Annotated in this window: 12 protein-coding genes and 2 tRNA genes; 10 read left to right on the top strand and 4 right to left on the bottom strand. The window is 41.8% G+C overall.

The features are described 5' to 3' along the window. The 5 genes from C2M25_RS06985 to speB form a co-directional block, all read left to right on the top strand. Positions 1-628 (top strand): transposase (locus C2M25_RS06985; protein ID WP_442792961.1); only part of this gene is annotated, 628 nt, incomplete at its 5' end. 465 nt (positions 629-1,093) lie between these two features. Beyond that, the gene (locus C2M25_RS06980; RefSeq protein WP_105174581.1) at positions 1,094-1,555 is read left to right on the top strand and encodes a GNAT family N-acetyltransferase; all 462 of its coding nucleotides are present in this window, start codon (positions 1,094-1,096) and stop codon (positions 1,553-1,555) included. Between the two features lie 80 nt (positions 1,556-1,635). Next, positions 1,636-2,064: a hypothetical protein gene (locus tag C2M25_RS06975; protein ID WP_138625675.1), complete on the top strand. Its 429-nt coding sequence runs from the start codon at positions 1,636-1,638 to the stop codon at positions 2,062-2,064. A gap of 314 nt (positions 2,065-2,378) precedes the next feature. Beyond that, positions 2,379-4,292 (top strand): biosynthetic arginine decarboxylase, encoded by a 1,914-nt coding sequence (gene speA / locus C2M25_RS06970; RefSeq protein ID WP_063706054.1) that lies wholly within the window; start codon positions 2,379-2,381, stop codon positions 4,290-4,292. Positions 4,293-4,295: 3 nt separating this feature from the next. Further along, positions 4,296-5,219, top strand: a complete 924-nt coding sequence (speB, locus tag C2M25_RS06965) for an agmatinase (protein ID WP_063706052.1) — start codon at positions 4,296-4,298, stop codon at positions 5,217-5,219. Positions 5,220-5,275: 56 nt separating this feature from the next. Here speB and C2M25_RS06960 read toward each other — a convergent pair whose 3' ends face one another. Further along, entirely contained in the window at positions 5,276-6,862 is a 1,587-nt protein-coding gene (locus tag C2M25_RS06960; protein WP_105180754.1) for a LysM peptidoglycan-binding domain-containing protein, read from the bottom strand. Between the two features lie 147 nt (positions 6,863-7,009). Then, a complete protein-coding gene (gloB, locus tag C2M25_RS06955; RefSeq protein ID WP_105180753.1) occupies positions 7,010-7,783 on the bottom strand; it encodes a hydroxyacylglutathione hydrolase in 774 nt (257 codons plus the stop codon). Between the two features lie 53 nt (positions 7,784-7,836). Between gloB and C2M25_RS06950 the strand changes: the two genes are divergently transcribed. Beyond that, complete coding sequence (locus tag C2M25_RS06950; RefSeq protein ID WP_063706046.1) at positions 7,837-8,595, top strand: class I SAM-dependent methyltransferase; 759 nt, start codon at positions 7,837-7,839, stop codon at positions 8,593-8,595. Here C2M25_RS06950 and C2M25_RS06945 read toward each other — a convergent pair. Further along, positions 8,566-9,429, bottom strand: coding sequence for an MBL fold metallo-hydrolase (locus tag C2M25_RS06945; RefSeq protein WP_063706044.1), 864 nt, complete (start codon positions 9,427-9,429; stop codon positions 8,566-8,568). The genes C2M25_RS06950 and C2M25_RS06945 overlap by 30 nt on opposite strands. 90 nt (positions 9,430-9,519) lie before the next feature. Beyond that, positions 9,520-9,987, bottom strand: coding sequence for a ribonuclease HI (gene rnhA / locus C2M25_RS06940; RefSeq protein ID WP_063706042.1), 468 nt, complete (start codon positions 9,985-9,987; stop codon positions 9,520-9,522). 68 nt (positions 9,988-10,055) lie between these two features. Here rnhA and dnaQ point away from each other — a divergent pair, with 68 nt between their 5' ends. The 4 genes from dnaQ (at position 10,056) to C2M25_RS06920 (ending at position 12,428) form a co-directional block, all read left to right on the top strand. Then, a complete protein-coding gene (gene dnaQ / locus C2M25_RS06935) occupies positions 10,056-10,766 on the top strand; it encodes a DNA polymerase III subunit epsilon (protein WP_063706040.1) in 711 nt (236 codons plus the stop codon). Positions 10,767-10,775: 9 nt separating this feature from the next. Continuing rightward, complete coding sequence (locus tag C2M25_RS06930; protein WP_063706038.1) at positions 10,776-12,149, top strand: TIGR03503 family protein; 1,374 nt, start codon at positions 10,776-10,778, stop codon at positions 12,147-12,149. Between the two features lie 98 nt (positions 12,150-12,247). Continuing rightward, positions 12,248-12,324 (top strand) — tRNA-Asp (locus tag C2M25_RS06925). Positions 12,325-12,351: 27 nt separating this feature from the next. Next, positions 12,352-12,428: transfer RNA gene (locus C2M25_RS06920), tRNA-Asp, on the top strand. The last annotated feature ends 33 nt before the right edge of the window (positions 12,429-12,461 follow it).

The following is a 12,461-nucleotide window of genomic DNA, read 5'->3' as shown; positions in this document are numbered from 1 at the left end:
CCAACAAGTCTTCTTAAATAAAGAGGTTACTGAATACAGAGCGCGCCTTTCGAGCATTAGTTGGTTCATGCGAATGCTAAATGAATATATAGCCAGACGGGCAAATAAAGAAGACGAGTGCACGGGGCACTTTTGGGAAGGACGCTTTAAGAGCCAAGCATTACTTGATGAACCTGCTCTATTAGCATGTATGGCCTATGTTGATTTAAACCCTGTTCGTGCAAAGGTCACGAGAACGCCTGAACAAGCTAACTATACAAGTTTTAAAAAGCGATGCCAAAGCGTAAAGGATTCAAAACAACCTAAGTTACTAGCTCGTTTTGTTGGTGGGATGAGTAAGTATAAATCAAAGGGAATACCTTTTGAGTTAAAGTCATACCTGTTACTGGTCGAGCAAACTGGGCGTTGTATTTGTACGGATAAGCCCGGATATATAGAGCATCATTTACCTCCTATTCTTGAAAGGCTGAATTTCGAACCGGAAAAATGGTTAACACTCACAACTCAGTTTGAAAATTTATTTCATGGAGCTGCAGGTCGAGTCGGGGCTATTGAACGTTATTGCAGTAAAACTGCTCGTAAGCGACGAAGTAACCTAACAAGCTGTAAGTTATTACTTGCTGGCTAATTTATATGTAATTTAGAGTAGAGCTTTCAAATCACTGCTTTCGGTATACATTGAGATATTTAAAATGACAGAATTACGCTTCAAAAGCATGGGGTTCGTTTAACTCTTTCTATAAAACCACATCTTTTAAGTTTAAAGACAGAAAAAATTCAGTAATCCCCCTTTTAATTTAAATATTTGCCAATTTATAGATGCCTGTCTTGCAATGTCAGTCTTTTTAACAGTGACTGTCCTCTTAGAGTTGTCAGTAAAAATCATTAATCTTTAAATGAGCGGTGTAGGTTGGACTTTAATTTTTATCAACTGGGCGTTTTTTCAGTTACATAGCGTTGAACTAAGCGATAGTATGGCGGTCTGAAAGTACCTATAAAAATGAATATTGAAAACAACAGTAGAGGATCAGACTAAGATCCTATATTATTGTTAACATCATTAACAAAAACGACATATAAAAATGGGAGTTTTATGCAGTTAGTCGATTTAAATCCACATGATCCAGAAGTAGTACACGTGTTTTCTGATATAGACCGACTCATAAACTCATTGTATCCTGTTGCCACTGCTCAATCCTTAAGTGTTGAAGAACTTGCTGAACCCAATGTATATGCTATTGGCTTGAAAAATGAAGATGGTATTGTTGCTTGCGGTGCTATCGTGATGCAAGAAGGCAATCCTCCATACGGTGAAATCCGCCGCCTATATGTAAAACCAAGCTACCGTGGTAAAGGGTTATCACGTAGAATTATGCAAATACTCTTGCATCACGCTGGTGAGCAGCAAATTCCGCTAATTCGATTAGAAACAGGCCCTAAGCAAACAGAATCAATCAGCCTATACGAAAACTTAGGCTTCAATCGTTGTGGTCCGTTTGGTAATTACAGCGAAAATCCACAAAGCTTATTCATGGAGTTAGGGCTTAACCAGTAATTTAGTTAATAAAGCCATGTTTTAGTGAGGACATCATAATTTTTAAATACTCCTTACAAATCATGTGCTTTGCTACTGCTTTGTTGATTGCTGCCTGTGGTGATAAATCACAGGAATCCAATACTACTCAGCGTAAGCAAGCCGACCTTACGGTTGGTAGTACAAAGCTCTACTTAAACTCATGTCATTCACTCACTGGTGTCTTCAATCATAATGGCACCATAAAAACAAAAGTAATCCTTACATTTCCTACACGTGCTTTGAGTGTTTGCAACAATAAGCAATCACTGCTGAATTTTGATGGTACTTATCTTACAGTAAAAATTTGCCGTACTGCTTTTGGCGCAGGAGGGTGTGGTGTTGAAAAATACCGCACAAAAGACTTCAAAAATTGGCAAGAGTACATCGGTATTACGTGGCATGACAATGAGCAATATGAAGCGTGGAGGCAACTAGGGTCAAACTCTTCAAAAGCTGATGACATCACAAAAGTAGTGCCTGTCCACTGAAATAAAGATGGATTTCACTAACACATATTTTCTAACATATATTTTTGCAGTGACTGTCCTTTTAAAAATTGGTGACTGTCCTTTTAAAAATTGCTCATTTGCCATATTGAGTGCCTGTCCATCTAAAGGAATTTTAAAATCTAACAACTAAATTAAACCCTAATAAAACTGGGGGTTTATCGATTAGTTTTTCACATCAAAAATCACTCGTTACGAGTAAAAATTCTTGTTGGACTTGAATCACTATTTTTCTTTTAATGCGCGGCAACAACCCTTGCCGAATTCGGCACTACTAAAATAAAAGAGAAAGATAGATGAAAGAGACAACATCACTAGAACAAGCTCGCACGAGTTACAATGTTCGTCATTGGAGCCAAGGTTTCTTTGGTATTAATGATCAAGGTGATGTGTATGTTGCGCCAAAGGCCCATGCCCCAGAGCAAACCATTGCACTAATCGATATCGCACAGCAATTACAAGACAAAGGCTTAAGCTTGCCTGCGTTGGTTCGTTTTCCACAAATTTTACATCATCGTGTACATAGCTTATGTCAGGCATTTAACACGGCGATTGAAAATTATGGTTATCCGAAAGACTATTTGCTTGTTTACCCAATTAAAGTAAACCAACAGCGTGAAGTTGTTGAAGAAATTGTTGCAAGCCAAGCTGATATTGAAAAGAAGCAATTGGGTCTAGAAGCGGGCAGTAAACCTGAGCTATTGACTGTATTAGCAATGGCAGAAAAAACCAGTGCTGTCATTGTGTGTAATGGCTACAAAGACCAAGAATACATTCGTTTAGCACTGATTGGCGAAAAGCTAGGCCACAAGGTTTACATTGTTCTCGAAAAACTGTCTGAGCTAGACATGGTGCTTAGCCAAGCTAAAGAGTTAAACGTAAAGCCGCGCATTGGTATTCGCGTACGTTTAGCGTCGCAAGGTAAGGGCAAATGGCAAGCAAGTGGTGGCGAAAAATCAAAATTTGGTTTGTCGGCATCGCAAGTACTCAGTGTGGTTAATCGCCTTAAAGCGTCTGATCAACTTGATCTGATCCAACTTGTACACTTTCACTTAGGCTCGCAAATGGCAAACATCCGCGATGTTCGTTTAGGTGTGAGTGAAGCTGCGCGTTTTTACTGTGAATTACGCAAGTTAGGTGCACAAATTGATTGCTTAGATGTGGGTGGCGGTTTAGCGGTAGATTATGACGGTACTCGTAGCCAGTCACATAACTCAATGAACTACAGCCTGAGCGAATACGCTAATAACATCGTATACACCATTGGTGATACCTGTAAGTTATATGAGCAGCCAATGCCGCGCATTATTTCTGAGTCAGGTCGTGCGTTAACAGCGCACCATGCTGTATTGATTTCGAATGTTATCGGCACCGAAAGCTATGTACCAGAAGACATTCAAGCGCCAGCCGCTGATGCACCACTATTATTAAAAAACATGTGGACATCATGGCAGCAGTTAAGTGATGACAATGACGACCGTGCATTAATCGAAATTTATCATGATAGTCAAGGCGATTTAGCTGAGGCACATAATCAATTTGCACTTGGTTTGTTAGATTTAACAGAGCGAGCATGGGCGGAGCAAGTTAACTTACGTGTATGTTATGAACTTAACAAACATATGGATAACAAAAACCGTTTTCATCGCCCGATTATTGATGAATTAAATGCGCGTTTAGCCGATAAGTTTTTTGTGAACTTTTCATTGTTCCAGTCATTACCGGATGCATGGGGTATTGACCAAGTGTTTCCTGTTTTACCGTTAAGTGGCTTAACAGAAGCACCACAAAAGCGTGCCGTTTTACTTGATATTACTTGCGATTCAGACGGTGCGATGGAGCACTATGTTGACGGTCAAGGTATTGAAAGCACATTACCTGTGCCAGCATTTAGCGAAGAAAAACCGTATTTAATGGGCTTTTTCTTAGTCGGTGCGTACCAAGAAATTTTAGGTGATATGCACAACCTATTTGGCGACACGCACAGTGCAATTGTGAAAATGGATGAGCAAGGTCAAGCGCAAATCACCGAAATCAACGAAGGTGATACCGTTGCTGACATGATGCGTTACGTACATTTAGATGTAGAAAGCTTCCAGCAATCTTACGCCCAGCTGGTGGCGGCAAAACTGCCAGAAACTGAACAGCAAAGCGTATTAGATGAGCTGCAAACTGGCTTAAATGGTTACACTTATTTAGAAGAGTTATAAGCAATGTCGACATTGTTTGACCACACAGATCATTCATTATATTCAAACGGCATGACGTTTTTACGTCAGCCGATGGTGCAGAACATCACAGCAATCGATGCCGATGTAGTGGTGTTAGGTTTACCCTTTGATTTGGCGACCTCAGGTCGCCCTGGTGCACGTTTAGGCCCTGACGCAATTCGTCGTGCCTCAGTGCACCTAGCATGGGAAGAAACCAAGTACCCTTGGACGTTTCCGTTGTTTGAGCGTTTAAAATTAGCTGATGCAGGCGATTTTACTTACCCAGTAGGCGACCCTGAATATTTTACCGCGCAGTTAGAGTTAGCCGCTGAGCAAATTCTTCGTCAAGGTAAAACATTATTGGGCTTAGGTGGTGACCACTTTGTGACTTTGCCGTTACTGCGTGCCCATGCTAAGCAACACGGTAAAATGGCATTAGTTCATTTTGATGCCCACACAGATACTTACAGCAATGGCTCGCGCTATGATCACGGTACAATGTTTTATCATGCGCCGATGGAAGGGCTAATTGATGTTGATCACAGCATTCAAATCGGTATTCGTACTGACTTTGATCAGAGCAAACATGAGTTTGCAGTGATAGACGCAATGGCTGCAAATGATTTACCTGCACAAGATATCGCTGAGCAAATCAAAGCGCGCGTGGGTGACTTACCTGTGTATTTAACCTTTGATATTGACTGCCTTGATCCAGCATTCGCTCCAGGGACAGGCACACCAGTGTGTGGTGGTTTAACCAGCGATAAAGTACTTAAAGTTCTTCGTGCATTGAAGGGCATTAATATGGTCGGTATGGATGTAGTTGAGGTATCACCATCTTATGATCAAAGTGAACTAACAGCGATTGCTGCAGCGACCATTGCTAATGAGTTATTACACTTATGGGCATTGAAGCATAAATACTAAATGAGAGAGACAAAGAGCGCCATTAGGCGCTCTTTTTTTTATATTGGATGAAGCAATTATGCGCTTCGTACATCAACCTTTAACTTCAGTTTTTGCCCAGGTTGAATGTATTTTTGCCCAGCTAATGAATTCCATTTAATTATATCTTCTACAGACACATTAAACTTAGCGGCAATGCGTGCTAATGAGTCACCTTGGCGAACCTTATAAGTAATGGTGCGCTCTTTGATTTGCGTTGCTGCAAGTTGTGACTTTTCTTCTTTGTACACAGTGAGCTTTTGACCAACACGCAGAACAGCGTCTTTTTTAAGCTTATTCCATGTTGCAAGTTCAGCTATAGTGACATCGTACTCACGGCTGATATCCCACAATGTATCGCCACTGGCCACTTTATGGCTAAGTTTTTTACGTGTAGCTTTATTAGCCGCCATACGCACTGATTTTGGTAAATGCTGGCTATTTATCTCACCGTCGCTTAATGGCACAAGTAATTGCTGACCAACACGAATAGTATTCGATGAAAGCTTATTCAGGGTTTTAATCGCGTTTGTGCTAGTTGAAAACTTCTTCGCAATCACAGATAAACTGTCGCCGCGAGCTACCACATATTGCTGCCAGCGTAGGCGGTCTTTTTGCTCGGTTTTAGCTAACTTGTCAGTAAACGCTTCAACTTTATCAGACGGTAATAATAAAAAGTGTGGGCCATTCGGATCTGTCGCCCAGCGATTAAAACCTGGGTTTAAACGATAAAGCTCCGTTAAACTAATATCTGCCATATCAGCGGCAAGTGCTAAGTCTATTTGGCTTCCTACATTAACCGCTTCAACAACTTGAGCATTAATAATTGGTTGCCACTTAACACCAAACTCATCGCTGCGTTTAACTAGATCAGACAGGGCTAACAGTTTAGGTACATACGATGTGGTTTCTTTTGGTAAATCAAGCGACCAAAAATCCGTAGGTAAATGTTTTTTACGGTTCTTTTTAATCGCACGCAGTAAACGACCTTCACCTGAGTTATAGGCCGCAATGGCGTTTAACCAATCGCCTTCTAAGGTTTTGTGTAAATATGATAAGTAATCAAGCGCTGCACGGGTTGATTGCACAATGTCACGGCGACCGTCATACCACCAGTTTTGTTTTAAATCGAAACGTTCACCGGTTTGTGGCATAAATTGCCAAATACCAGAGGCACTGCGGTGTGAATAACCAAATGGATCAAACGCACTTTCAACAATAGGTAAAAGCGCTATTTCGATAGGCATTTGACGCTTTTCGACTTCTTCTACAATAAAGTATAAGTAAGGCTCAGCACGCTTAGAGATGCGATCTAAATAGGCCTGATGACGCGCATAATAGTTACGCTCAGCAACAACTGGGCGGTTTTGTGGCACATCAATCGAAAGCTGATAACGAATACGTTCCCATACATCATCAAATACAGGAGGCGGCTCATCAATATCGGTTAATTGTTGATATTGAGCGTTGATCATCAATGCATCATTGATGTCACTCGGACTTGCGCCGTCTAATTGTTGCTCAACATTATTGCTTGCAACATCTGTACTTGCTGAATCAGAAGCTGTTAATTGACAGCCGCTTAAAATCAGCGCAAGTGATAAAACTAAAGGAGACTTATACATATATACCCATACATCAGGTAAAAAAACTCGGCGAATATTACCTGCTCTGAGAACATATTGCCACTTTATGACCAGTTTATGTCAGCTTATTATTGCAAGATGCTGATCTGAATATACAAAATTGTAACTTCTGGCATTTACGTTTTTTTAAAACTTATCTTTCCAGGCTCTGAGACCTGCAAAGCGTTGCCAAGGTTCATTCAGATCTAAACTAATTTTTAGCTCATTTGGTAGCTCATCAGTAATCGTTACTACGTTGCTGCGCAAAAATGGATTTATTTGTTTTTCAACACCTAATCGAGTTGGCAAGCTTATTTTGCCGCTTTCTCGCAGCCTATCTACTTTATCACTGTAGCTGAGAAGGTATTCGTTACTTGGTTCAACGGCTTTTGCAAAAGCTAAGTTCGCCTGCGTGTATTCATGAGTGCAGTAGATTTTACACTCATCGGGCAGAGCTCTTAATTTACAGAGTGAGTGCCACATTTGCTCAGCGCTGCCTTCAAATAATCGTCCGCAGCCAGCACTAAATAAGGTGTCGCCAGTAAAACTTAATTCGTCATTAATGTAACAAACATGGTCTAGGGTATGACCAGGTGTCGCAAGCACGGTAAAGCTGTAATCATACACAGTGACTTTATCCGCCTCGGATACACCATGAGTAATGCCTTTAAAAGGGCTGTGTTTTGGTCCGTAAACCGGAATATCACGAAATGCTTTTACCAGTGCAGCCACGCCATCGGTGTGATCATAGTGGTGATGGGTTATCAAAATACCCCGAAGTGTTAAGTTATGTTCGCTTAGATAGTTTAAAACAGGTTCAGCTTGACCGGGGTCGACGACCCAGGCTGTTTGCTCAGCTTCATTGCTGATGCACCAAATGTAATTATCAGAAAAGGCTTTAATTGCTTTAACTTGCACCATGTTTAATTGCTCTATAAAGTGACAGTTAACAAACAGTATAACGAGCTCAGAAAATGAAACCAGCCCTTAGTTTTCAAGAAGGTCCTAAGCCATACACTTGGCAGCAGTTCCCTCATGGTGACTATTTACGTGCTGAAATTGAACGTAAGCTAACACCATGGCTGCCACGTATGTTTGGCTATCACATGCTAAAACTTGGTAATTTAAGTGGCGAGCTGGCAACCAGTGAAAGTCCTATAAAGCATCAAGTTTGCGTAGCTGAGCAGGGGTTATTTACTGGTGTTATTGCTGATGTAGACGAGTTACCTTTTTATGAGCACAGTGTTGATGCTTGCATATTGTCGCATTGCTTAGAATATCATTCTGATCCGCACCATATCTTACGTGAAGCGCATCGTACTTTAATTCCCGGTGGTTACATCGTGATCACAGGTTTTAACCCGTTTAGCTTGTGTGGATTGGCGCAGTTATTACCTTTTAGCCGCCAAAAGCTACCGTGGACAGGGCGCTTTTTCACACCATCGCGAGTAAAAGATTGGTTGAATCTATTGGGTTTTGAAATTATTTCGGATGAGCGATTTATCCATTCATCGCTTGCAAGAGGTAACCGTTTATCGCGTTTTGCTGCGTGGCGCAGTTTTGGTCAACAATATTTAAAGCCAATGGGCAGTGTGTATTTGCTGGTGGCTCGAAAACGTGTGGCCCCGCTTACACCAATTAAACCTAAATGGCATGCAAGGCCGCAATTTTCGCCGGTAAAAGGAGCAGGGCTCAGGCAAACATCAAAGCAGCACTGTGAGCGGGATGGCTAAATAGTGTTGTTGCGTATCTGTTTTGCTTGGGTACTGACCTGCACGAATATTTAATTGAATAGAAGGGTGCAACAGCTTTGGTACTGCTAAGGTTGCATCGCGGCCTTCCCGAGTTTTAATAAAACGTTGCTTATCGCCTTTTAAATGAATGTTTTGCTCGCGCTGCTCTTTAACCGTGGTTTTGTTCGCCAGCGGGCGGCCATCAGGTTGGTAGTCATGACACATCCAAAGTAAGGTATCGTCAGGAAACGCTAAAATTCGTTGTAGTGAATCATATAGCTCACCGGCACTGCCTCCTGGGAAATCACAGCGGGCTGTGCCACTGTCTGGCATAAAAAAGGTGTCGCCAACAAATACATTGCCATCAATGTGAAAACACACGCTGTCAGGGGTGTGGCCCGGTGTGGCAATCACATCTACCGTGTAATCACCTAACTGAAATTGTGCTTTATCAGCAAACAAAGCATCAAAAGGTTCACCATTACATGGCATATCAAGATTATAAAGCTGGCTAAAGTGCTGTTGCACTTGAGTGATCCCTTCACCCGTGCCGAGCTTACAAGGGTGTGTGTCTTGTAATTGCTGCTTTATATAACTTGCTGCAGTGATATGGTCTGCATGGGCATGGGTTTCAAGGAGCCATTGCAATGTCAGCTGCTCGGTCTTTATATAGCTGATGATCTCATTGGCGGTGGTAAAACTTAACTCACCACTTGGCATATCAAAATCAGCGGGCGCATCAATCAATAAGCAATTTTTAGTGCTTTCGCAACATACTAAGTAGCAGAGTGTGGCGCTTTGTTGATGAAAAAAAGAGTGAATGCGCAGAGCCATAATGAATCCTTTATATTTCGTTATAGCCAAATCTTATAACATATAACAAAAATATAAAACGGCCTGCGCCAAGTTTATTTCAAGGAGCTTTTAATTACCGTCGTAACCTGTGTCTTCAAGTAATTGATCGCTGCCAGCTGCTTCGCGGGCAAGATCGTCAACAATCTCATTGTATTTATTACCGCTATGGCCTTTTACCCAGCGCCATTCTACGCTGTGTTGTTGGCAGGCAGCATCGAGTCGTTTCCATAAATCGACATTCTTAACTGGTTTTTTAGCTGCGGTTTTCCAGCCGCGTTTTTTCCAATTTTCTACCCATGACTCAATACCTTGTTTCACATATTGGCTATCGGTTGTCAGAATGACATGACAAGAGCGGGTGAGGGTTTCTAGTGCAACGATAGCTGCGAGCATTTCCATCCGATTATTTGTTGTTAGGGTATAGCCTTGACTTAATTGCTTCTCGTGGCCGTTGTATCGCATCACGATGCCATACCCTCCAGGCCCTGGATTTCCTAAACATGATCCATCGGTGTAAATCTCTACGGTTTTCTGCACTGTTTTACCTTGATATTGTGTACAATAAAGTGAATATAGAAAGATACCAGAGTCAGGCTTAAGACGATATGGCACATAGACAAATAGTTTTAGATACAGAAACCACGGGTATTGACCCAAAGCAAGGCCACCGCATCATTGAGATCGGTTGTGTTGAACTTGTAAATCGCCGTCTTACTGGCAACAACTTTCATGTGTATATCAATCCGCAACGTGAAATAGAAGAAGAAGCAATAGACGTACATGGTATCACCAATGAATTTTTGCGTGATAAACCTTTGTACCACCAAATTGCCCATGAGTTTTTAGAGTATATTCGTGGTGCAGAGCTTGTTATCCATAACGCAGCGTTCGATATCGGCCACATGGACAATGAGTTTGCATTGTTAAATCAAGGTTTTCCGAATACTGCCGATGTATGTAGTGTACTTGATACATTAAAAATGGCGCGTGACTTGCACCCAGGTCAAAAGAATAACCTTGATGCGCTTTGCCGCCGTTACGATATTGATAACTCAAAGCGTACGTTACACGGCGCATTACTGGATTCCGAGATCCTAGCTGATGTTTACCTGTCAATGACCGGTGGGCAAGTAAAGCTGAATCTTAATCAAAATAAAGATGAAGGCTCAACTCAACAAATGGGTGGTATTCGCCGACTAAGTGCAGATAGAGCACCGCTTGTGGTATTAAGAGCAACAGAACAAGAGCACGCCGCTCACGAAGAGCGTTTAGACTTGGTTGCAAAGGGTGGCCAATGCCTATGGCGTACAGAATAAGGTAATAAAATGAGAAAACAGCTGCTAGCAGGATTAGTGTGTTTAATTCCCTTCACGGGATTTGCCAACGAGCAAGATAAAATAACCCCATTAGAACGTGATGGGGTGCAAAATGAAATTCCCCTGCTAGAGAACCGTTTTCGTATCGATCATAAAATCGATAAAGTTACCTTACTCTTCTTTCGTAAGCGCGGTGCCCCAGCTGTGGTGTTAGTTCGCCCTGATGGTACTAAGTATTACGCGACTGACTCAGTTAAAAATAATGACCTCGATTGGCATGATGAACTGAGCTATGACTTGATCACCATTAGCAATCCTATGCCTGGCCCTTGGCAAGTGGTCGGCAGTATCTTGCCAGATAGCCGTATTATGGTGCTGGGTGAAATAGAGCTTAATGTTGATCCACTCCCGCCTATGCTGTTTCGTGGTGAGACTATAAAACTGACGGGCCGTGTATTAAATGACGGTGAACCGATTAAAGTTGGCCAGTTTCGTGATGTAATCAGTTTGCATGTTGATTTTGTCAGCACTAATAACAGTGATTTCGCAAACTTTGGTGCTGGTACGCAAAGTGTCACTGACTTTAAAGATGATGGCCGTGGCTTTGATGAGCGTCCGCTTGATGGTGTATTTACCGGTGAGTTTAAGCTGGTCTTTCCGGCAGGAGAGTGGCAGCCAGAGCTTTATATAGAAACGCCTATATTAAAGCGTACCGTAGTACAAAAGCCAATTGTGGTGCATGAACCGCCTTTTGATTATGAAATAGCACTTGCTGAGCAAGATGAAGATGATCATATTTTAACAATCTCGCTGAACCCTGAAATCGTCAAACCTGAAACCGTGCTCATTCAAGGGAAAATTTATTACCCAAATAATGAAGAGCAAATGTTCTCTTTAGATGCAGATAAATCGCAAACACGGGAACTGGCCATTAAAAATTATGATTGGGGGCGATACAGTGTTGAGCTTTCTGTATTTGGTAGCAATATAAATGACCGTGAATTTATGGCTACGTTACCGACGTATAAATTTGAAATTGAGCGACCAATTGAAGCTGTACCAGAAATTGTTCGCCCTGAAATCGATTTAGAAGCGCAAGCGGAGCAACAACGAATTATTGAAGAAGAACAAAAAGCGTCCACCATGCTCATGGTGATCTTAATTGTGGTTGGAAATTTAGCCGTACTTTTATTGGGTTGGCTAGCAATTAGAATTTTTGTTCAGAAGAAACCACTGAAATTTAAATTTTCTTTACCGTTTTTAAAGAAAAAAAATCAAACCGAAAATGATGAGCAAGCAACGAATGAAAATGAAGTTGGCAAAAATGGCTCAAAAAATGACAAATCAGGTGAAATTTTAAACCTTTCGATGTCAGATGACTAAAAAACCTGTAAAAATACAAAAAACCCCTTGACGAACTAGAGGGTGATTCGTATTATTCACGCCGCTGTCAGGGGAGACTCAGTCAGCAACGAAAATGCGGAGTGGTAGTTCAGTTGGTTAGAATACCGGCCTGTCACGCCGGGGGTCGCGGGTTCGAGTCCCGTCCACTCCGCCAATTTTCGACAATTTGTAAGTATGCGCTGGAGTGGTAGTTCAGTTGGTTAGAATACCGGCCTGTCACGCCGGGGGTCGCGGGTTCGAGTCCCGTCCACTCCGCCAATTACTTACACAACTTATGGTTGTAAAACATTT

This window comes from Pseudoalteromonas sp. T1lg21 (genome assembly GCF_002964625.1).
In the GTDB taxonomy this organism is placed as follows: domain Bacteria; phylum Pseudomonadota; class Gammaproteobacteria; order Enterobacterales; family Alteromonadaceae; genus Pseudoalteromonas; species Pseudoalteromonas gelatinilytica.
The sequence above is the reverse complement of the archived record's forward strand: the minus strand, read 5'-3'. Positions and strand labels throughout refer to the sequence as shown.